This is a genomic window from uncultured Azonexus sp. (genome assembly GCF_937982035.1).
GTDB lineage: Bacteria > Pseudomonadota > Gammaproteobacteria > Burkholderiales > Rhodocyclaceae > Azonexus.
This window is the reverse complement of the sequence record NZ_CALJNI010000008.1, coordinates 1-18,715: the sequence shown is the minus strand read 5'-3', so window position 1 is coordinate 18,715 and position 18,715 is coordinate 1. Positions and strand designations below refer to the sequence as shown.

The following is an 18,715-nucleotide window of genomic DNA, read 5'->3' as shown; positions in this document are numbered from 1 at the left end:
GCCGGCGTGCAAAAAATCCTGATCGTCGGCAGCGGGGACGTCGCCCGCCGCATCCTTGCCCAACTCGCCCCGCAATACCGGGTATTCGCCCTGGTGCGCAATGCCGGACGCGCCGCCGAGTGGCGCCGCGCCGGCGCCGTGCCGGTGTCCGGTGATCTCGACGCACGCCACAGCCTGGATCGCCTGGGCGGCCTGGCCGACATCGTCCTGCATCTGGCACCGCCGCCAACGACTGGCGAAAACGACACCCGCACCCGCCATCTACTGGCCGCGCTGGACAAGGCGCGAAGTCTACCACGGCGCCTGATTTACGTAAGCACGACAGGGGTTTACGGCGATTGTGCCGGTGCCCTGATTGACGAGACCCGGCGCCTCGCCGCCGACAATCCGCGCGCCCGGCGCCGCGTCGATGCCGAACGGCAGTTGCGCGCCTGGGGCCGGCGCCGCGGCGTCGTCGTCAGCATCCTGCGCGCACCCGGCATCTATGCCGCCGACCGCCTGCCGCTGGAGCGCCTGGAAAAGCGTCTGCCGGCGCTGATCGAGGCCGACGACGTGTACACCAACCACATCCACGCCGACGACCTGGCCGCTGCCTGCCGCGCGGCGATGCGGCGCGGCGGCGCCAATCGGGCCTACAATGCGGTCGATGATTCCTGCCTGAAAATGGCCGACTACTTCGACCGGGTCGCCGATGCCTTCGCCTTGCCGCGGCCGCCGCGCCTGCCCCGGGCGGAACTGGCCGCCGTCGTGTCGCCGCTGCAGTTGTCGTTCATGCGCGAATCGCGACGCATCGGCAATCGTCGCCTGAAAACAGAATTAAAACCGAGTCTCGCCTACCCGACCGTTGAGGTCGGGATTGCCGAGGCCGTCTCAAGGAGAAACGCATGCTCGTTCTGAAGACCCTGCACATCTGGATGGTCATTTCCTGGTTCGCCGGCCTGTTCTACCTGCCGCGCATCTATGTGAACCTGGCGATGGTGCCGGCCGACAGCGTCGCCGAGCGCGACCGCCTGCTGCTGATGGCGGGCAAGCTGTACAAGTTCATGACGCCGCTCGGCGCCCTTGCCGTGGCTACCGGCCTGTGGCTGTGGTTCGCCTACGGCTTCACCGGCGCCTGGCTGCACGCCAAGAGCACGCTGGTGCTGGTGCTGGTCGGTTATCACCTGTATTGCGGCCGGCTGCTCAAGGAGTTCGCCCACGGTCGCAACACGCGCTCGCATGTCTGGTTCCGGTTCTTCAACGAAGTGCCGGTGGTGATCCTGCTGATTGTCCTTTTCCTCGTCGTTCTCAAGCCCTTCTGACATGAACAAATATTTCGCCATCTGCCCGCGCGGCCTCGAAGAACTGCTGCTTGAAGAACTGCGCGGCGTCGGCGCCGGCGACCTGCAGACGACGCACGGCGGCGTGCATTTTTCCGGTGACTGGTCGGTCTGCTACCGCGCCAACCTCGAATCGCGGCTGGCCACGCGTATCCTCTGGCACATTGTCACCGGGCCGTATGCCAAGGAAGACGACATCTACCGGCTGGCCGTGCGTCAGCTGTGGCCCAACCATTTCGCCGTGTCGCGGACGATGCGCGTGGTGACGACGGCGATCAAGTGCCCGCTCAAGTCGCTCGATTTCGTCACGCTGCGCGTCAAGGACGCCGTCTGCGACCGCTTCCGCGAGGACCTCGGCGAGCGTCCGAACATCGAGACGCGCAATCCGGACGTCAGCATCCACGTTTTCCTGACCGAGAACACCTGCACGCTGTACCTCGACACTTCCGGCCAGCCGCTGTGGCAGCGCGGTTTCCGCAAGGCCAGCGTCGACGCGCCGCTGAAGGAGAATCTCGCCGCCGGCATCCTCAAGCTGAGCGGCTGGCAGCCGGGCATGCCGCTGATCGACCCGATGTGCGGCAGCGGCACCTTCCTGCTCGAAGCCGTGCAGGTTGCGCTCGACCGTGCGCCGGGTCTGGATCGCGGTTTCGCCTTCGAACTGCTGAAGAAATTCGATGCCCTGGCCTGGGCCGGCATCCGCGCCGCCGCCGAAGCGCGCGTCAAACCCGCCGAACGCATGGATATCCGGGGCTGGGACAACGACGACCGCGCCGTGCGCGCCACCCGGCGCAACCTGCAGGAAGCCGGGTTCGGCAACATCGTCACGGTCGACCAGGGCGATATCCTGGAAATCGCCCCGCTCAACGAAACCGGCATTCTCGTCACCAATCCGCCCTACGGCGAACGCATCGGCGAACAGGACGAACTGGCGGCCTTCTACCCGCAACTGGGGACGGCGCTGAAGCGCAACTGGGCCGGCTGGAACTGTTTCTTCTTCACCGCCGACCTGCGCCTGCCCAAGCTGGTCGGCTTGAAGCCCAGCCGCAAGACGCCGTTGTTCAACGGACCGCTCGAGTGCCGTCTGTTCGAGATCCGCATGGTCGCCGGGAGCAATCGCAAGGTTTGAATGCTGCGCTGCGGCATGGAAGGGGTTTGATTCTCCCGGGGTTTACGCAGACAATGCGGATCGACTTCGGTCACGACCAAAAAACAAAACTCAGGAGAACAGCATGTCCGTCCAGTCACTCTACCAGTCCAAACGCATGTCGGCCGCCGACGCCATCCAGGTGCTCAAGGATGGCGACACCATCGTCGTTCCCACCGGCGTTGGCGAGCCGCCCAGCCTGCTGACCGCGCTCTCGGACGCACGCCGCAATTACCGTGACATCAAGGTGTCGCAGATCCTGCCGCTGCGCAAGTACGGCTACATCGACCCGGAAACCACCGCGCACGTCCGCCACAGCGCCTACTTCTTCGGTGGCGCGACCCGTCCGGGTGGTCAGGAAGGCTGGATCGACTTCGTGCCGGCCTACTTCTCCGAACTGCCGATGCTGATCAAGCGCGGCCTGACGCCGTCGGAAGTGGTGTTCTCGATGGCCTCGCCGATGGACGAACACGGCTTCTTCTCGCTGTCTCTGGCGCCGGACTACACCATGGCCGCCATTGAGAAGGCGCGCGCCGTCGTGCTCGAAGTCAATCCCAACGTGCCCTTCGCCAACGGCGACTGCCACATTCACATTTCCCAGGTCGCCGCCCTGACCGAAAGCAGTGACCCGCTGCTTGAAGTCGGCCTGCCCAAGATCGGCCCGGTCCAGGAAGCTATCGGTAGCTACGTCGCCGAGATGATTCCCGACGGCGCAACGCTGCAGATTGGCTACGGCGGCATTCCCGACGCCGTGGTCATGCAGTTGACCAACAAGCACGACCTCGGCATCCATACTGAAATGGTCGGTGACGGCATCATGACCCTGGTCGAAGCCGGCGTTGTGAACAACCTGAAGAAGAACTACCACCGCGGCAAGATGCTGGCGACCTTCGCGCTCGGCTCGAAGAAGCTGTACGACTTCATGCACCGCAACCCGGCGCTGGAAATGCACCCGGTCGATTTCACCAACGACCCCTATCTGGCCGGCAAGAACGACAACCTGCACTGCATCAACGCGACCATGCAGATCGACTTCATGGGCCAGTGCGGCTCCGAAAGCCTCGGCGCCAAGCCCTACTCGGGTACCGGCGGCCAGGCCGACTTCGTCCGCGCCGCCAACCGCTCGAACGGCGGCAAGGCCTTCATCGTGCTGCCGTCGACGGCCAAGGACGACACCATCTCGCGCATCGTCCCGACGCTGACGCCGGGCACGCATGTGTCGACCAGCAAGAACGACATCAACTACGTCGTCACCGAACACGGTGTCGCCCAGTTGCGCGGCAAGTCGGCCAAGCAGCGCTGCGAAGCGCTGATCGCCATCGCGCACCCGAATTTCCGGGCGGAATTGCGTGAAGCGGCGAAGAAGATGAACCTGCTGTGAGGCATTGATGCACCTGCAAAAGCGCTTTTCCGACCAGGAACTGGAACAGATCGTCGAAGAAGCGACGATCTACATGTGCGCTTGCCCGGGGCAGGTGGCGGTGCAGTTGCGCAGTTTGCGCGAACTGTTCCGCTACCAGAGCCGCTGTGAGATCGAGCCCGGTAACGATCTCAGGGTGCATCGAACCATTGCCGAAGCGACCCTGCGCGCCCATGCACTGATGGAAGAGTGCATGGAGCGCGTCCTGGAGATCGAAGGCTGGGACCGGACCACGCTGAAAATGCCGGAAGGCCTGCGGCGTAAGCGGGCCGAAATGATCGAACGCGACGAAGGGATGTAGTCGCTTACAAATTGTAGCAATCCCGTGCTATCCGCCTGCGTCCTTGTCGTCTAAGCTGATCGCTCAACAAGGTGATTCCCGGCATGCGAACTTCCCGCTTCCTGCTGCTTTTCCTCTGCCTGTCCGTACTGGTTGGCCAGGATGCCTGGGCGCACGCGCCGCGCGCCCGCGCCGGCGTGGTTTTCGGCCCGGTCTGGGGGCCGTTCTGGTATCCCCCGCCGTGGCCGTATTACCCGCCGCCGGTGGTCGTCGCACCGCCACCGCCGCCGGTCTATATCGAGCAGGCGCCCGCTGCGAATCAGGCCGAAGCTGTCTGGTATTACTGCCGAAGTGCCGGTGCCTACTATCCGGCGGTCGGGACCTGCGCCGAAGACTGGCTACCTGTCCTGCCCGAACCCGCCAAGTGAAAGGTCGATCATGAACGCGCCCCGCCTGCTTCCCCTGCTTCCTCTGGTACTGCTGCTCGGCGCCTGCACGGTCATCCCGACGGGGCCGACGGTGATGGTTCTGCCCGGGACCGGACAAAGCATAGAGCGTTTCCGCGCCGACGAAGCCTGGTGCAAGGACGACGCACTGCGCCAGATCGGCGGCAAGACCGCCAGCGACGCTCGTCGCGAATCGGCGCTGACCAGCGCGGCCGTCGGCACGGCGGTCGGCGCCGTCGCCGGTGCAGCAATCGGCGGTGACAGCCGCGGCGCCGCCGTGGGTGCCGGTGTCGGTCTACTGGCCGGTAGCGCAGCCGGCGGCGAGTCCGGCCGCAGTTCCGGCGTCGGTACCCAGCAGCAATACGACAACGCCTACATCCAGTGCATGTACGCCAAGGGACACCGTGTCCCCGTCTCGGGCAAGGTCACCTATTCCCAGCCGGTCCGCGCCGTCGATGCCGGCATCCCGCCACCGCCGCCGGGGAAGCCGCCTGCCCCGCCGCCCGGCGTCCGCTGACCCACGGTCGTTCAGCGATTCGGGAGTCGTGGATTGTCAGCCAACGCCAGCCTCAATGAGGCGGTCCCGGCACGGACAGGTTTGACATTCTTTCGAGCGACGAACTATAGTCCGCTCATGGCTCAGTTCCCGCTCACTACCCTGATTGCCTTCGCGCCCTGTGCGGCCGCGATGATGGGCGGTGCCACATCGCTTCACCCGGAACGCCCAGGAGTCTGCGCGACTGCCGCAGATTTCTGAGCCCGGCGATACGCTTTTCCCAATAGCGCACAAAACGATCGCCGGGCATCAACTGATGCGAGCTGGCGGCTGACCCTTGTCGGCCCTGCGCTTTCATATCCCCTTTTTTCTGTTTCACATCGTCATCGTGCCCGTTGTGCACGCCGCGTTCATTCGCCTGATTCGTCAGCGATGGCCGGCGGCTGCCTCGGCCTCCTTTTCGGCACTGTCCGGTGCCGGACAACACTTGTCATCGAGGGTATTCATGAACGTCCATAACCACAGTATCTGGCCGCCACCGTTCGCCGCCAATTCCGACTCCCGGCACATGCTTTTGTCCCCGGCTTGTGCCTGGCTGTTCAACCTGTCGGATCAGGAGTGAAGGCGATGGATATTTCGCGTCAGTTCGTCCGCCAGAAAAACCCCTGTGCCGATGGCTTCCGCTGGTTCATGCGCCACTTCCAGGAGGGGGCGGATTACCAGCCTCTGCTGGATGCGCTCGTCGCAGCAGGGCGGGTCTCGGATGCCTGCTGGTTGATGGACCAGTTCGGGCCGACCAAGGAAGTGCTGGAACTCGACACCCTGGAGACCGACGACTTCGTGTTTGCCGGCAGTCTGCATGTTCGCGGCCCGGTCGATGTGGATAGCGTGCTGCGCATCGGTGGCAGTGTCCGGGCGGAATCCGGTATCCGGGTCGGGCGTAGCCTGCAGGTGGGGGGAGACCTGTGGGCTGCTGGAAACCTCCGTTCGCTGGGCAGCCTGCAGGTGGATGGGGATGTACGTGTCGACTGGAACCTGCTGGTAGCGGAACGCCTGGATTGTGGAGGCGACCTGCGCATCGGTTGGGATGTCGAGGTCGGGACGGATTGCAGGATTGCCGGCCAGGCGACAGTGGGCGGTGACGCTACGGTCGGCGCTGCCTTGAAGTGCCTGAGCAATTTACGCGTCCGAGGTGGGCTGAAGGTCGGCGGCAGCGTCTGGTCGGCGCATGGCATCGAGGTCAATCAGGGTATCGACGTCAGGGAGCATCTGGAGGCGTGCTGGGGGATCGTCTCCGGCAAATCCATCGTCGCGGGCGGAGCCATCAAGGCCGGAGAGAGTCTGGCGGCAGAGGACATGATCGAGGCAGGGGAAGGCTACGGCGTTTATGCCGGACTCAATGTGCCTGTCGCGGTCTGGGAGGCCAGTGCCTGGGTGCGTGCCCGGGTAATGCCGAAGCAGCTCTTGAGCGGCCATTGGCAAGCGCCGGCCGCGACCTGAGTGATGCGGTCTGTCCGCATCTTTCCCATCCTTCTGCAGGAGTTTATCGATATGAACATGCCTTTCGTTTCCCTGAGCCCCGAGATCACCCGGGCAAATGCACTGACACTGATGACGTGGCTGGAAGATGAGGATGTCACCCGTTACCTGAGCGACTCGCATGATGTCTCCCGCTCGATCGAGCAGGTCATCGAGCGGGTCCAGCTACCCATCCTGACCCATCTGTTCAACCAGGGCGGTCGTTTTTTCATGGTCTACGACCAGCACGATGTGTCGGTGGGCTTCGTCCGTCTCGTCAAGCGTGGCCGGGACTGCGAAATGGTCCTGGTCATCGGCGATCGTGGTAACTGGGGGCGCAAGCTCGGCGCCAGCGCCATTCGCGAAGGCATGAAGATCGCCTTCTTCGAGACGCGGGCGGAGAGGGTGATTGCCAAAATCCACCGGGACAACGCGCGTTCGCTGAACGCTTTCCTGCACAGCGGTTTTTTGCTGGACCGCGAGACGGCGGCGATGAAGTCCCTGGTCATGAACGCCGCGCGCTATCTCCAGCTCTTGCGCAAGCATCCGGCGGTGCACGCTGCCGACATCTACATCACCGAGATCGACAAGGCGAGGTTGAGGAATCTGATTGACTTCGAGCTGGGCCCGGATATTTTCGAGCTTGAGCATGAAATCGAGCGAGCCATTGTCGTCGACGCCAGGAAAGTGACGGACGATGTCGTCACGATGAACTCAAGGGCATTACTGCACGTGAATGACGAGGCAATGGAAATCGCCCTGGTGTACCCGGAGGAAGCGGATGATCGTTCCGGAAAACTATCGGTTTTCTCCGGTATTGGCACCGCGATCCTGGGCTACAGGGAGGGCGATGTTTTCAACTGGCGGATGCCGGGCCATACCTGCCGTATCCGGATCGGGAAAGTGCTTTATCAGCCGGAGGCGGCCGGGCATTTTCATCTCTAGATTTTCAGGCTTGCCGCGGTGCCCCCTGACAACAGGGGGCACCGATGGGGCTGGTGATTAGACAGCGACGCCAGCGCTATGCGCCTGCTGGTCGGCCCAGTAGCTGGAGCGGACCATTGGGGCGCAGGCGGCGCCGGTGAAGCCCATTTTCTTGGCTTCTTCCTCGTACATCTTGAACACGTCCGGATGGACGTAGCGCGTCACCGGCAGGTGGTGGCCGGACGGCGCCAGGTACTGGCCGATGGTCAGCATTTCGACGTCGTGGGCGCGCAGGTCGCGCATGACTTCCAGGATTTCGTCGTCGGTTTCGCCCAGGCCGACCATCAGGCCAGACTTGGTCGACACGTTTGGATAGCGCGCCTTGAACTGCTTGAGGAATTCCAGCGAGTGCTTGTAGTCGGCGCCGGGGCGGGCCTGCTTGTACAGGCGCGGCACGGTTTCCATGTTGTGGTTGAGGACGTCGGGCAGGGCGCCGCCGAGGACGTCGAGGGCCACGTCCATGCGCCCGCGGAAGTCGGGGACCAGGGTTTCGACGGTGGTCGTCGGCGACAGCTGGCGGACGTTGCGGATCACGTCGACGAAGTGCTGGGCGCCGCCGTCGCGCAGGTCGTCGCGGTCGACGCTGGTGATCACGACGTAGCGCAGCTTCAGCGCGGCGACCGATTCGGCCAGTTCGCGCGGCTCGTCCGGGTTGGGCGGCAGGGGTGCCCCATGACCGACGTCGCAGAACGGGCAGCGGCGCGTGCAGATGTCGCCGAGGATCATGAAGGTCGCGGTGCCGCGGCCGAAGCATTCGCCGATGTTGGGGCAGGTGGCTTCCTCACAGACGGTGTGCAGCTTCCGCTCGCGCAGCATGGACTTGATCTCGCCGAAGCGGCCGGCGCTGTTGCCGGCCTTGACGCGGATCCACTCGGGCTTCCTCAGCGGTTCGGCGACCGGGACGATCTTGATCGGGATGCGTGCGGTCTTCAGTTCGCCCTTTTGCTTGACGCCTTTTTGCTTGGTTTCAGCCATGTTGTTTGTCCAGTTGCTGCAGCAGTTGCTGCGAGAGTTGCTCGCCCGCCTCGTGAACGGTGAGCGGAATGCCCAGATCCTTGGTCTGGATCACCTGCAGGCCGGGATAGCCGCAGGGGTTGATCGCTTCGAACGGCGACAGGTCCATGTCCACGTTCAGCGAGACGCCGTGGTAGGAGCAGCCGTTGCGGATGCGCAGGCCGAGCGCCGCCACTTTGGCCGGGCCGACATAGACGCCGGGGGCGCCGTCGCGGCGTTCGGCAGTGACGCCGTGAGCGGCGAGCAGGTCGATGACCGCCTGCTCGATGGCGGTGACCAGTTCGCGCACCTTGATCTTCAGCCGAGAGAGGTCGAGCAGCAGGTAGATCACCACCTGGCCGGGGCCGTGGTAGGTGACCTGGCCGCCGCGGTCGATCTTGACGGTGGGGATGCCGACGTCGCGCAGGATGTGTTCGGGTTTGCCGGCCTGGCCGAGGGTATAGACCGGCGGGTGCTCGACGATCCACAACTCGTCCGGCGTTTCGGCCGTGCGGGCGGCGGTGAAATCGAGCATGGCCTGGTAGGTCGGCGCGTAGTCGACCCGGCCCAGGCGTTTGACGAGCGGATTCACCTTAGAGGACGACCTTCACCAGCGGATGCGCGGTCAGGTCCATGTACAGCGCGTCGAGTTGCGGTTTCGAGGTGGCGACCACGGTGCAGGTCAGGCTCAGGTAGTTGCCGCCGGAGCTGGCACGCATTTCCATCGTCGCGCCGTCGAAATCGGGAGCGTGCCGGGTGACGATGGTCAGCACCGCCTGGGCGAGTTCGTCGTGCGCCTTGCCCATGATCTTCAGGGGAAAGTCGCAGGGAAATTCGAGGAGGGTGTCCTTGTACGAAGCCATCTCAGCCTTTGCGCATTACCGTGTTCTTGAAATCCTGATACCACTGCCACATCCGTTCGCCGACCGGGCCGGGTTTTCCGTTGCCGACAGCTTCGCCGTCGAGCGTGGTGATCGCCAGCACTTCCTTGGTCGACGAGGTCATCCAGACCTCGTCGGCGGCGCGAAGTTCCGTTTCGCTGATTTCGCGCACTTCCAGAGGCAGCTGGTGCTGCTGCGCCAGTTCGAGGATCACGTCGTAGGTGATGCCGGGCAGCATCAGTTGCGTCTTCGGCGGGGCGATCAGCAGGCCGTCCTTGACGATGAAGATGTTCGACGCCGCGCCTTCCTTCATGAAGCCGTCGCGGATCAGCAGAGCTTCGGCGCAACCCTGGTCGACCGCCTGCTGGCGGGCCAGCACGTTGGCCAGCAGCGAGATGACCTTGAGGTCGCAGCGGCTCCAGCGCAGGTCGGGCACGGTGATCGCGGCAACGCCGCGGGCGCGCACCTCGGCCGGTGTCGTCACCAGCGGCGAGGCAAAGGCGAAGGCAGTCGGTGGTACGCTGGCCGGCGGGAAGGCGTGGTCGCGCTTGTTGTCGGCGCCGCGGGTGACCTGCAGGTAGATCGACTGATCGTCCCAGGGGGCGGCAGCGATCAGCTTGGCGATCACCGCTTTCCAGCCTTCGGTCGACAGCGGATTGCCCATCTGGATGCCGGCCAGCGTCGCCTGCAGGCGAGCCAGGTGTTCGTCGATGCGGAAAGCCCGGCGGGAATAGACCGGGATGACCTCGTAGACACCGTCGCCGTACAGGAAGCCCCGGTCGAGCGGCGAGATGCCGGCGTCGGCCAGGGGCAGGAAGTCTCCGTTGAGATAGACGGGGTCGGCAACGTATGGGGTCATGGGATCAGTTGAACCAGAGTTTGACGGCGTCGATGGCTCTGCCGAATATGCCGGCGACCGGGACATTTTCAAGGGCCTGGATCGGATATTCGCCATAAGGCTTGCCTTCCAGGCTGACCTTCAGCGTGCCGACCGTCTGGCCGCGCTGGATCGGCGCCATCAACGGCTGTTGCGAGACCAGTTCGACCTGCAGTGTCTTCGCCGTGCCCTTGGGGACAGCCAGGATGAAATCGTTCGGGAAGCCGGCCTGGACCTTGTTCTTGCTGCCCTTCCAGGCGCGCAGCGAGGAAATGCCCTGGTCCTTGCGGTAGAGGAGGGCGGCGTCGTGCGACAGGAAGCCCCAGTTGAGCAGCTTCAGCGATTCGCTGCTGCGGGCGGCGTCCGAGTTGGTGCCGAGGACGACGGCGAGCAGGCGGCGCTGGTCGCGGATCGCCGACGACACCAGGCAGTAGCCGGCAGCCTCGGTATGGCCGGTCTTCATGCCGTCGACCGAAGGGTCGTTCCACAGCAGGCGGTTGCGGTTCGGCTGGGTGATGTCGGCGTAGCGAAATTCCTTCATCGAGTAGTACTTGCGGTATTCCTCGGGGAATTCCTTGATCAGCGCGGTGGCCAGGATCGACAGGTCGCGGGCGGTGGTGTAGTGCTCGGGGTCGGGCATGCCGGTCGAGTTGCGGAAATTGGTCTGCGTCATGCCTAGGCGGCGGGCCTCGCGGTTCATCATCTGGGCAAAGTTTTCCTCGCTGCCGGCAATCGCTTCGGCAAGGACGATGCAGGCATCGTTGCCGGACTGGACGATCATGCCCTTGATCAGGTCCTCGACGCTGACCCGGGTGTCGACCTTGACGAACATTTTCGACCCGCCCATGCGCCAGGCCCTTTCGGAGACCGGCAACGGCTGGTCGAGCGTCAGCGTCCGCTGGCGGAGGGCGGAGAAGGTCAGGTAGGCCGTCATCAGTTTGGTCAGCGATGCCGGTTCGAGGCGTTGGTCGGGCTGTTCGGCGGCCAGCACCTGGCCGGAGGACATCTCGATCAGCAGCCAGGATTTGGCCGCCAGCACGGGCGGTACGGGGCGTTGCTGGGCGAGGGCGGAAAACGACAGGAACAGGGCAAACAGGAAGAGGAACGACTGGCGAAGGGACATGGGTTGGGGATTCTTGGGAAGCTGGGGGACTGGCTATTATAAAGTCGCCGGTGAGCCGGCCTGTGCCGGAATGTTACAAAGCACCTCGATCGCCGGGTGGCGGATGCGGCGCTCGTTGGATATGGCGTAGATGTGCTCGTTCACGCCTTCCATCTCGCCGATGGCGTGCGCATCGTATTCGCCGGAAAGCTGATCGGCCAGGATCAGCGGTGCCGGGAACAGGCCCAGCCCGCCCCGGCCGAAGGTGGTCAGCAGGGCGCTGTCCTCGAATTCGCCGACGATCTTGGGGTGGAGCTGGTGCTCCTCCAGCCAGCGGTCAATTCGCCCGCGCAAGGCGTTATGCCGCGTCGGCAGCAGCATTGGCGCTTGTTCCAGGCAGGCCGGGAAGTTGCCTTGATACTGTCCGGCCAGTGCCGCCGAGGCATAAATGCCGGTGGGGAATTCGCCGAGGCGCGTGCTGAAAACCTTGAGGTTGCCGCCTTGCGGCGCGGCGCGGTCGGTCAGGACGACGTCGAGGCGGTGCAGGGCAAGTTCGGCCAACAGATTCTCGAATTCGCCTTCGTCGCAGATCAGTCGGACATCGCCCGGCATTGCCGTGACCCGGCTGAGCAGGCGGTAGGCGAGCAGCTTGGGAATGCCGTCGGAAATGCCGACGCGCAGGCGCAGGGTGTTTTCCTCGCTGGTATTCTGCATGGCTTCCTCGAGTTGCTCGCCGAGCTGGAAAATCTGGTCGGCGTAGCCGAGCGCCTTGCGGCCGGCCTCGCTGAGCACCAGGCCGCGCCCCTGGCTGTTGAAAAGGGTCTTGCCCAGCTGGCGTTCGAGCAGACCGAGCTGGCCGCTGATCGTCTGGATGGCAACGCCCAGGCGCTCGGCGGCACGGGTGATGCTGCCTTCCTTGGCGACGACCCAGAAATAGTGAAGATGCTTGTAATTGATCATGGCCTGTAGAAAAAAACGGAAACTGGCTCAATTTTGCTCCGTTTTTTTCAGGAATCCAATTGGTGTACCATCGCAGCGTTTTCATCACCTACGGAGTTCAACATGAAACGCGTCGTGCTTTTCCTGATGACCAACCTGGCGGTCATGCTCGTGCTCAGCGTGGTGACCAGCCTGCTCGGCGTCAATCGTTTCCTGACCCAGAATGGCCTCGATCTCGGTATGCTGCTGGCGTTCGCCGCAGTGATCGGTTTTGGCGGTTCCTTCATCTCGCTGCTGATGTCCAAGCCGATGGCCAAGTGGAGTACCGGCGCCCGGGTCATTACCAACCCGTCGTCGTCGACCGAAGTCTGGCTGATGGATACGGTCGCCCGCCTGGCCAAGCGCGCCAACCTGCCGATGCCGGAAGTCGCCATCTACGACGGCGAGCCGAATGCCTTCGCCACCGGTGCCAGCAAGAACAGTTCGTTGGTCGCGGTGTCCACCGGCCTGCTGCAAAGCATGACCAAGGAAGAAGTCGAGGCGGTGCTGGCGCATGAGGTGGCCCACGTCGCCAACGGCGACATGGTCACGTTGACGCTGATTCAGGGCGTGGTCAACACCTTCGTCATCTTCATCTCGCGGGTCATCGGCTACCTGGTCGATTCCTTCCTGCGCCGCAACGATTCCGAAAGCAGCGGTCCGGGCATCGGCTACATGGTGACCAGCATCGTCTGCGAAATCGTCTTCGGCATCCTGGCCAGCATCATCGTTGCCTGGTTCTCGCGCCAGCGCGAGTTCCGCGCCGACGCGTCGGCGGCTGCGCTGATGGGGACGCCGGTGCCGATGCAGAACGCCTTGCGTCGCCTGGGCAACCTGCATACCGAAGGCCTGCCGCAGAACATGGCGGCTTCGGGTATTGCCGGTGGCAAAGGCGGTTTCGGCGCGCTGTTCGCCACGCATCCGCCGCTGGAAGACCGCATCGCTGCGCTGGCCGGTCGCTGAGCGACGGCCGCAACGGCAAGAAGGGAGGCTGCGGCCTCCCTTTTTCATGGGGTCAGTATTCGATGGCGCGCAGGGCGGATTCGATCAGCGCCAGTTGCTGGGCGATGTCATGCGCCGCCTGATCCTGGATGGTTTCGCTGGCGTCACTGAGCTGTAGGGCGAAATTCTGCAGCTGGCGCGCTAGGTGGTAGATGCCCCACATCTCGATCTGTTCGGCGTGCTGGATCAGTTCGCCGGCTTCGAGTTCGAGCGCGTACACATCGATCGGCAGGACTTCCAGTGCCTCGTGCATGCGTTGCAGGCGTTCCTCGCTGTCCTGGACGAACAGGCGGTCGAGCACATCCGAACGTTCGCCGGGCTTGGTCGAGGGGCGCAGGGCGGTTTCCAGGCGGCCGGTGAAGTGCCGCAGGCGCTCGCCGAAATGCGGATTTTCCAGTCCGCCTTCGTCGAGCAGTGCTTCGGTCGTCGCCGTCAGTGCGGCACTGAGGCGGTTGCCGGGTGGCTGGTGTTCGAGATGGTCGGCCACGCTGGCCAGGGTTTCGCCAAAGCGCAGGCAATCGGCTTCGCCGGTTTCGATGGCGACAGACAGCAGCGCGAAGACCCGTGGCCGGATTGTCTGCGGGTCGGTCCGGCCATGCTTGATCCAGTCATCGGCCAGTTCCTTGCAGGCGGTTTGCCAGCGTTTGTTGAGTTCCGGCGGATAGCGGACCGGTTGCGACTTGCCGACCCAGGGCAGGATAGCGGCCATGGCATCCATGGCCGGGGCGAGGGCGGTGCGGGTTTTCTCGAGATCGTCGTCGGGAATGTCGGCCATCGTCCTCGCTCCTGTCTGGTGAATTACCCCGCTAGTTTAGCGAAAGCGTCGACCACTTCGGGCGGTGCCTGAACCAGTTCGACGAGAACGCCTTCGCCGCCGATCGGAAATTCCTCGTTGCCTTTCGGGTGCAGGAAGCAGATGTCGAAACCGGCGGCGCCTTTACGGATGCCGCCCGGGGCGAAGCGTACGCCGTTGGCGGAAAGCCATTCGACGGCCTTGGGCAGGTCGTCGATCCACAGGCCGACGTGGTTCAGCGGAGTGGTGTGCACGGCCGGCTTCTTTTCCGGGTCGATCGGCTGCATCAGGTCGACCTCGACCTTGAACGGGCCTTTACCCATGGCGCAGATGTCCTCGTCGACATTCTCGCGTTCGGACTGGAATGTGCCGGTGACTTCGAGGCCGAGCTTGTCGACCCACAGGGTCTTGAGTTTTTCCTTGGACGGGCCGCCGATGGCGATTTGCTGGATGCCGAGCACCTTGAATGGACGAGTCATGCGTGTCTCCCTGACGGGTTATGGGTTGGGTAATCCATAATTATAGGGATTTCTTCCGGCAGGCAAAGACGATCAGCGCGATGCCGGCGAGGATCATCGGCAGCGACAGCCACTGGCCCATGCTGACCAGGTAGGACTGGCCGAAGATGCCATGGTCCGGTTCGCGGAAGAATTCGGTGATGAAGCGGAAGGCGCCGTAACCGATCAGGAATACACCGGAAGCGAAGCCGGTCGGGCGTGGTCGGGCGGTAAGCAGCCAGAGCAGGGCGAACAGTGCCAGGCCCTCGAGGGCTACGTGATAGAGCTGAGAGGGGTGGCGTGGTTCGAAACTGCCGGACTGCGGAAAGACCATTGCCCAGGGCAGGCTGGTGTCGGTGATCCGGCCCCACAGTTCGCCGTTGATGAAGTTGCCGACCCGGCCGGCCGCCAGGCCGAGCGGGACCAGTGGGGCGATGAAGTCGGTGACGGCCAGCCACGGCAGCCGGGTTTTCCTGGCCCACAGGGTCATGGCAACAAGAACGCCGAGAAAGCCGCCGTGAAAACTCATGCCACCCTTCCATACGGCAAGGATTTCCAGTGGGTTGGCGAGATAGTGGGCCGGCTCGTAGAACAGCACCTGCCCGAGACGGCCGCCGACGATCACGCCGAGGACGCCGTAGAAGAGCAGATCATCGAGTTGTTCGGCATTCATCGGCGCCTGCCCCTGGCGGATGCGCCAGCGGCCGAGGGCAATGAACTGGAAGAAGGCGAGCAGGTACATCAGGCCGTACCAGTGGATGGCAACCGGGCCGATGGCCAGGGCAACGGGGTCGAACTGCGGGTGGGTCAGCATTGTCAGAGTGATTCGGCTAGAATTGGCCGATTATAGTTCGCGACCGTGACAACAGGATTCCGGCGCCAAATTCGACACGGAGAGTCTCATGCCCCAGTATCGTTCCCGTACCTCCACCCACGGCCGCAACATGGCCGGCGCGCGCGCCCTGTGGCGCGCCACCGGCATGAAGGATGGCGATTTCGGCAAGCCGATCATCGCTGTCGTCAATTCGTTTACCCAGTTCGTTCCGGGGCATGTGCACCTGAAGGATCTGGGCCAGCTGGTTGCCCGCGAGATCGAGGCGGCCGGCGGCATTGCCAAGGAATTCAACACCATCGCCATCGACGATGGCATCGCCATGGGCCACAGCGGCATGCTGTACTCGCTGCCGTCGCGCGACCTGATCGCCGACTCCGTCGAATACATGGTCAACGCCCACTGCGCCGATGCCATGGTCTGCATTTCCAATTGCGACAAGATCACTCCGGGCATGCTGATGGCCGCCATGCGCCTGAACATCCCCGTGATCTTCGTTTCCGGCGGTCCGATGGAGGCCGGCAAGGTCAAGATTCAAGGCCAGGTGGTCCACCTCGATCTGGTCGACGCCATGGTCAAGGCTGCCGATGCTTCGGTGTCGCAGGCCGATGTCGATGAAATCGAGCGTTCCGCGTGTCCGACCTGCGGCTCGTGTTCCGGCATGTTCACTGCCAATTCTATGAACTGTCTGACCGAGGCGCTCGGCCTCAGTCTGCCCGGCAACGGCACCGTTGTCGCCACGCACGCCGACCGCAAGCAATTGTTCCTGCGCGCCGGTCGTCAGGTCGTGGAATTGTGCAAGCGCTACTACGAGCAGGAGGATGCCTCGGTCCTGCCGCGTTCGATCGCCACCAAGGCAGCTTTCGAGAACGCCATGACCCTGGACGTCGCTATGGGCGGTTCGACCAATACCGTGCTGCACATCCTGGCAGCCGCCCAGGAAGCCGGAGTGGATTTCACCATGGCCGACATCGATCGCATCTCGCGTTCCGTGCCCTGTCTGTGCAAGGTGGCGCCGATGACCGACAAGTATCACATCGAGGACGTGCATCGTGCCGGCGGTATCTTCGGCATCCTCGGCGAACTGGATCGAGCCGGCCTGCTCAATCGCGAGCAGCCGACCGTGCACGCCAGGACGCTCGGCGAGGCCATCGACCGCTGGGACGTGGTCCGCGAGCACGACGTTACGGTGCATGACTTCTTCAGGGCGGCGCCGGGCGGGGTGCCGACCCAGGTGGCGTTCTCTCAGGATCGTCGCTTCAACGAGCTCGATCTTGATCGCACCAAGGGTTGCATCCGCAACAAGGCCAATGCTTATTCCCAGGACGGCGGTCTCGCCGTGCTTTCCGGGAATATTGCCGTCGATGGTTGCATCGTCAAGACCGCCGGCGTCGACGAGTCGATCTGGAAGTTTGCCGGTCGCGCGCGCGTTTTCGAAAGCCAGGATGACGCGGTGGCGGGTATCCTCGGCGGCCAGATCGTTGCCGGCGACGTCGTGGTCATTCGCTACGAAGGCCCGAAGGGCGGGCCGGGCATGCAGGAGATGCTCTATCCCACCTCCTATCTGAAATCGATGGGGCTGGGCAAGGCGTGCGCGTTGCTGACCGATGGTCGTTTCTCCGGCGGTACCTCCGGTCTGTCGATCGGCCACGTCTCCCCGGAGGCGGCCGATGGCGGTGCCATCGGTCTGGTCGAGGAAGGTGACCGGATCGAGATCGACATCCCGGCGCGTCGCATCCAGCTGATGGTCAGTGACGAAGAACTGGCCGCGCGTCGGGCGGCGATGGACGCGCGCGGCGCGGCTGCCTGGAAACCGGTTGATCGTCAGCGCGTGGTCTCGGCTGCGCTGCAGGCGTACGCGCTGATGACCACCTCGGCCGACAAGGGCGCGGTGCGGGATCTGTCGCAGCTCCAGCGGCGAAACTGAAAGGAAGTGTCAACTTTTCCCGGATTCTGACGTTAAACTTCGGGTCCGGGAGCGGTTCAGGTCTTCGGGCTGACTGAAACCAATTGTTGCATTTGATTGTTTGCAGTGGGTAATGAAGGGCTATATCATCCGTTCATGATTTACTGCCGGTGAACCATCAAGGCACTAGACATCGTTTAACTTACTAAAAAACGGAGCGACAAAATGAAAGCTGCTTACATTGCCATCATGGCTGCCGCCGGCATCGTCATGACCGGTCAGGCACAGGCTGACGAAGCCCTGGCCAAGGCCAAGAACTGCATGACCTGCCATGCGCTGAACAAGAAACTGGTTGGCCCGTCGTACCATGACGTCGCTGCCAAGTACAAGGGCGACAAGGGTGCCGTTGCAATGCTGGCCGGCAAGATCAAGTCGGGTGGCAAGGGTACCTGGGGCGCCATTCCGATGCCGCCGAACAAGGTTACCGACGAAGAAGCCACCAAGCTGGCCACGTGGGTCCTGTCCACCAAGTAAGTGTCGGGGTTGCGATGAAAAGCCGGGTCAGCCCGGCTTTTTTATTGCGAAATAGTTGTTCAGCCTGTTGACAGGCTTCCCGAGGGTCCGGATAATCCCGGCTTCTCCCGGAGGGGTACCCAAGCGGTCAACGGGAACAGACTGTAAATCTGTCGGCTCTGCCTTCGAAGGTTCGAATCCTTCCCCCTCCACCAGATTGATGCTGTAGCGGTTTGTGCTGCGGGCAGGGGTTAAGCGGGTGTAGCTCAATGGTAGAGCTGAAGCCTTCCAAGCTTAAGACGAGGGTTCGATTCCCTTCACCCGCTCCACGACGCGGTACGGCTGGAGTTTTAAGGTAGGCCCATGTGGCTCAGTGGTAGAGCACTCCCTTGGTAAGGGAGAGGTCGGCAGTTCGATCCTGCCCATGGGCACCACCGATTAGCTTTGATTCTGGATTGTTTGCTAATTTAATTATTGAGGAACTGGAATGGCTAAGGAAAAATTCGAGCGTACCAAGCCGCACGTGAACGTTGGCACCATCGGTCACGTTGACCACGGCAAGACCACGCTGACGGCAGCGATCACCACCGTGTTGGCAGCCAAGTTCGGCGGCGCCGCCAAGGCATACGACCAGATCGATGCGGCCCCGGAAGAAAAGGCTCGCGGTATCACGATCAACACGGCGCACGTCGAGTACGAAACCGCCAACCGTCACTATGCTCACGTTGACTGCC

General features: G+C 63.3%; 23 protein-coding genes and 3 tRNA genes. 17 read left to right on the top strand and 9 right to left on the bottom strand.

Annotated features, from left to right (window positions below; genetic code table 11):
* The first annotated feature begins 6 nt into the window (after nucleotides 1-6).
* The 10 genes from Q0799_RS06115 to Q0799_RS06070 all read left to right on the top strand — a co-directional run bounded on the left by Q0799_RS06115 (nucleotide 7) and on the right by Q0799_RS06070 (nucleotide 7,568).
* Nucleotides 7-897 carry an SDR family oxidoreductase gene (locus Q0799_RS06115; RefSeq protein ID WP_298395754.1) on the top strand — a complete coding sequence of 297 codons (891 nt, stop codon included), beginning with the start codon at nucleotides 7-9 and terminating at the stop codon, nucleotides 895-897.
* Nucleotides 885-1,301 (top strand): CopD family protein, encoded by a 417-nt coding sequence (locus tag Q0799_RS06110; protein WP_298395752.1) that lies wholly within the window; start codon nucleotides 885-887, stop codon nucleotides 1,299-1,301. Before Q0799_RS06115 ends, Q0799_RS06110 begins: the two co-directional genes overlap by 13 nt.
* A gap of 1 nt (nucleotide 1,302) precedes the next feature.
* Nucleotides 1,303-2,445 carry a THUMP domain-containing protein gene (locus Q0799_RS06105; RefSeq protein ID WP_298395750.1) on the top strand — a complete coding sequence of 381 codons (1,143 nt, stop codon included), beginning with the start codon at nucleotides 1,303-1,305 and terminating at the stop codon, nucleotides 2,443-2,445.
* A 103-nt stretch (nucleotides 2,446-2,548) separates the two neighbouring features.
* Entirely contained in the window at nucleotides 2,549-3,844 is a 1,296-nt protein-coding gene (locus Q0799_RS06100) for an acetyl-CoA hydrolase/transferase C-terminal domain-containing protein (protein ID WP_298395748.1), read from the top strand.
* A gap of 7 nt (nucleotides 3,845-3,851) precedes the next feature.
* Nucleotides 3,852-4,184: a hypothetical protein gene (locus tag Q0799_RS06095; RefSeq protein ID WP_298395746.1), complete on the top strand. Its 333-nt coding sequence runs from the start codon at nucleotides 3,852-3,854 to the stop codon at nucleotides 4,182-4,184.
* A gap of 83 nt (nucleotides 4,185-4,267) precedes the next feature.
* Entirely contained in the window at nucleotides 4,268-4,591 is a 324-nt protein-coding gene (locus Q0799_RS06090) for a hypothetical protein (RefSeq protein ID WP_298395744.1), read from the top strand.
* 10 nt (nucleotides 4,592-4,601) lie between these two features.
* Complete coding sequence (locus tag Q0799_RS06085) at nucleotides 4,602-5,126, top strand: YMGG-like glycine zipper-containing protein (protein WP_298395742.1); 525 nt, start codon at nucleotides 4,602-4,604, stop codon at nucleotides 5,124-5,126.
* Between the two features lie 316 nt (nucleotides 5,127-5,442).
* Nucleotides 5,443-5,727 carry a hypothetical protein gene (locus tag Q0799_RS06080; RefSeq protein WP_298395740.1) on the top strand — a complete coding sequence of 95 codons (285 nt, stop codon included), beginning with the start codon at nucleotides 5,443-5,445 and terminating at the stop codon, nucleotides 5,725-5,727.
* Between the two features lie 5 nt (nucleotides 5,728-5,732).
* A complete protein-coding gene (locus tag Q0799_RS06075) occupies nucleotides 5,733-6,605 on the top strand; it encodes a hypothetical protein (protein ID WP_298395737.1) in 873 nt (290 codons plus the stop codon).
* A 51-nt stretch (nucleotides 6,606-6,656) separates the two neighbouring features.
* On the top strand, nucleotides 6,657-7,568 hold the full coding sequence (locus Q0799_RS06070; RefSeq protein ID WP_298395734.1) for a GNAT family N-acetyltransferase: 912 nt from the start codon (nucleotides 6,657-6,659) through the stop codon (nucleotides 7,566-7,568).
* 57 nt (nucleotides 7,569-7,625) lie between these two features.
* Here the strand turns inward: Q0799_RS06070 and lipA are convergent, their stop codons facing one another.
* From lipA to nhaR, 6 genes are read right to left on the bottom strand one after another with little or no spacing between them, the layout of a single operon-like run.
* Nucleotides 7,626-8,582, bottom strand: coding sequence for a lipoyl synthase (lipA, locus tag Q0799_RS06065; RefSeq protein WP_298395732.1), 957 nt, complete (start codon nucleotides 8,580-8,582; stop codon nucleotides 7,626-7,628).
* Nucleotides 8,575-9,192 carry a lipoyl(octanoyl) transferase LipB gene (lipB, locus tag Q0799_RS06060; RefSeq protein WP_298395730.1) on the bottom strand — a complete coding sequence of 206 codons (618 nt, stop codon included), beginning with the start codon at nucleotides 9,190-9,192 and terminating at the stop codon, nucleotides 8,575-8,577. The genes lipA and lipB overlap by 8 nt, the downstream gene beginning before the upstream one ends.
* 1 nt (nucleotide 9,193) lies before the next feature.
* Nucleotides 9,194-9,463 (bottom strand): DUF493 domain-containing protein, encoded by a 270-nt coding sequence (locus Q0799_RS06055; protein WP_028994172.1) that lies wholly within the window; start codon nucleotides 9,461-9,463, stop codon nucleotides 9,194-9,196.
* A 1-nt stretch (nucleotide 9,464) separates the two neighbouring features.
* Nucleotides 9,465-10,340 (bottom strand): D-amino acid aminotransferase, encoded by an 876-nt coding sequence (locus tag Q0799_RS06050; protein ID WP_298395726.1) that lies wholly within the window; start codon nucleotides 10,338-10,340, stop codon nucleotides 9,465-9,467.
* A gap of 4 nt (nucleotides 10,341-10,344) precedes the next feature.
* Nucleotides 10,345-11,481 carry a D-alanyl-D-alanine carboxypeptidase family protein gene (locus tag Q0799_RS06045; protein ID WP_298395724.1) on the bottom strand — a complete coding sequence of 379 codons (1,137 nt, stop codon included), beginning with the start codon at nucleotides 11,479-11,481 and terminating at the stop codon, nucleotides 10,345-10,347.
* Between the two features lie 36 nt (nucleotides 11,482-11,517).
* On the bottom strand, nucleotides 11,518-12,420 hold the full coding sequence (gene nhaR, locus Q0799_RS06040) for a transcriptional activator NhaR (RefSeq protein WP_298395722.1): 903 nt from the start codon (nucleotides 12,418-12,420) through the stop codon (nucleotides 11,518-11,520).
* A gap of 102 nt (nucleotides 12,421-12,522) precedes the next feature.
* On the opposite strand from nhaR, the gene htpX reads away from it, so the two are divergent.
* Complete coding sequence (gene htpX / locus Q0799_RS06035; protein WP_298395721.1) at nucleotides 12,523-13,401, top strand: protease HtpX; 879 nt, start codon at nucleotides 12,523-12,525, stop codon at nucleotides 13,399-13,401.
* Between the two features lie 52 nt (nucleotides 13,402-13,453).
* Here htpX and Q0799_RS06030 read toward each other — a convergent pair whose 3' ends face one another.
* The 3 genes from Q0799_RS06030 to lgt are packed head-to-tail and all read right to left on the bottom strand — an operon-like array spanning nucleotide 13,454 to nucleotide 15,544.
* Nucleotides 13,454-14,215 carry a hypothetical protein gene (locus Q0799_RS06030; protein WP_298395719.1) on the bottom strand — a complete coding sequence of 254 codons (762 nt, stop codon included), beginning with the start codon at nucleotides 14,213-14,215 and terminating at the stop codon, nucleotides 13,454-13,456.
* A 23-nt stretch (nucleotides 14,216-14,238) separates the two neighbouring features.
* A complete protein-coding gene (locus Q0799_RS06025) occupies nucleotides 14,239-14,712 on the bottom strand; it encodes a VOC family protein (protein WP_028994178.1) in 474 nt (157 codons plus the stop codon).
* Nucleotides 14,713-14,752: 40 nt separating this feature from the next.
* On the bottom strand, nucleotides 14,753-15,544 hold the full coding sequence (gene lgt, locus Q0799_RS06020; RefSeq protein ID WP_298395716.1) for a prolipoprotein diacylglyceryl transferase: 792 nt from the start codon (nucleotides 15,542-15,544) through the stop codon (nucleotides 14,753-14,755).
* Nucleotides 15,545-15,632: 88 nt separating this feature from the next.
* On the opposite strand from lgt, the gene ilvD reads away from it, so the two are divergent.
* The 6 genes from ilvD to Q0799_RS05990 form a co-directional block, all read left to right on the top strand.
* Nucleotides 15,633-17,489 carry a dihydroxy-acid dehydratase gene (ilvD, locus tag Q0799_RS06015; protein WP_298395714.1) on the top strand — a complete coding sequence of 619 codons (1,857 nt, stop codon included), beginning with the start codon at nucleotides 15,633-15,635 and terminating at the stop codon, nucleotides 17,487-17,489.
* Nucleotides 17,490-17,693: 204 nt separating this feature from the next.
* Nucleotides 17,694-18,002 (top strand): c-type cytochrome, encoded by a 309-nt coding sequence (locus Q0799_RS06010; protein ID WP_298395712.1) that lies wholly within the window; start codon nucleotides 17,694-17,696, stop codon nucleotides 18,000-18,002.
* Between the two features lie 109 nt (nucleotides 18,003-18,111).
* Nucleotides 18,112-18,196: transfer RNA gene (locus Q0799_RS06005), tRNA-Tyr, on the top strand.
* Between the two features lie 40 nt (nucleotides 18,197-18,236).
* A tRNA-Gly gene (locus Q0799_RS06000) sits at nucleotides 18,237-18,310 on the top strand.
* Between the two features lie 30 nt (nucleotides 18,311-18,340).
* Nucleotides 18,341-18,415 (top strand) — tRNA-Thr (locus Q0799_RS05995).
* Nucleotides 18,416-18,468: 53 nt separating this feature from the next.
* Nucleotides 18,469-18,715 (top strand): GTP-binding protein (locus tag Q0799_RS05990; RefSeq protein WP_298395709.1); only part of this gene is annotated, 247 nt, incomplete at its 3' end.

What these genes read in the sequence shown, in the direction of transcription:
- Q0799_RS06110 (WP_298395752.1), top strand. Translation starts at nt 885, where the DNA reads ATGCTCGTTCTGAAGACCCTGCACATCTGGATGGTCATTTCCTGGTTC.
- Q0799_RS06105 (WP_298395750.1), top strand. Translation starts at nt 1,303, where the DNA reads ATGAACAAATATTTCGCCATCTGCCCGCGCGGCCTCGAAGAACTGCTG.
- Q0799_RS06100 (WP_298395748.1), top strand. Translation starts at nt 2,549, where the DNA reads ATGTCCGTCCAGTCACTCTACCAGTCCAAACGCATGTCGGCCGCCGAC.
- Q0799_RS06095 (WP_298395746.1), top strand. Translation starts at nt 3,852, where the DNA reads ATGCACCTGCAAAAGCGCTTTTCCGACCAGGAACTGGAACAGATCGTC.
- Q0799_RS06090 (WP_298395744.1), top strand. Translation starts at nt 4,268, where the DNA reads ATGCGAACTTCCCGCTTCCTGCTGCTTTTCCTCTGCCTGTCCGTACTG.
- Q0799_RS06085 (WP_298395742.1), top strand. Translation starts at nt 4,602, where the DNA reads ATGAACGCGCCCCGCCTGCTTCCCCTGCTTCCTCTGGTACTGCTGCTC.
- Q0799_RS06075 (WP_298395737.1), top strand. Translation starts at nt 5,733, where the DNA reads ATGGATATTTCGCGTCAGTTCGTCCGCCAGAAAAACCCCTGTGCCGAT.
- Q0799_RS06070 (WP_298395734.1), top strand. Translation starts at nt 6,657, where the DNA reads ATGAACATGCCTTTCGTTTCCCTGAGCCCCGAGATCACCCGGGCAAAT.
- lipA (WP_298395732.1), bottom strand. Translation starts at nt 8,582, where the DNA reads ATGGCTGAAACCAAGCAAAAAGGCGTCAAGCAAAAGGGCGAACTGAAG.
- Q0799_RS06055 (WP_028994172.1), bottom strand. Translation starts at nt 9,463, where the DNA reads ATGGCTTCGTACAAGGACACCCTCCTCGAATTTCCCTGCGACTTTCCC.
- Q0799_RS06050 (WP_298395726.1), bottom strand. Translation starts at nt 10,340, where the DNA reads ATGACCCCATACGTTGCCGACCCCGTCTATCTCAACGGAGACTTCCTG.
- Q0799_RS06045 (WP_298395724.1), bottom strand. Translation starts at nt 11,481, where the DNA reads ATGTCCCTTCGCCAGTCGTTCCTCTTCCTGTTTGCCCTGTTCCTGTCG.
- nhaR (WP_298395722.1), bottom strand. Translation starts at nt 12,420, where the DNA reads ATGATCAATTACAAGCATCTTCACTATTTCTGGGTCGTCGCCAAGGAA.
- htpX (WP_298395721.1), top strand. Translation starts at nt 12,523, where the DNA reads ATGAAACGCGTCGTGCTTTTCCTGATGACCAACCTGGCGGTCATGCTC.
- Q0799_RS06030 (WP_298395719.1), bottom strand. Translation starts at nt 14,215, where the DNA reads ATGGCCGACATTCCCGACGACGATCTCGAGAAAACCCGCACCGCCCTC.
- Q0799_RS06025 (WP_028994178.1), bottom strand. Translation starts at nt 14,712, where the DNA reads ATGACTCGTCCATTCAAGGTGCTCGGCATCCAGCAAATCGCCATCGGC.
- lgt (WP_298395716.1), bottom strand. Translation starts at nt 15,544, where the DNA reads ATGCTGACCCACCCGCAGTTCGACCCCGTTGCCCTGGCCATCGGCCCG.
- ilvD (WP_298395714.1), top strand. Translation starts at nt 15,633, where the DNA reads ATGCCCCAGTATCGTTCCCGTACCTCCACCCACGGCCGCAACATGGCC.
- Q0799_RS06010 (WP_298395712.1), top strand. Translation starts at nt 17,694, where the DNA reads ATGAAAGCTGCTTACATTGCCATCATGGCTGCCGCCGGCATCGTCATG.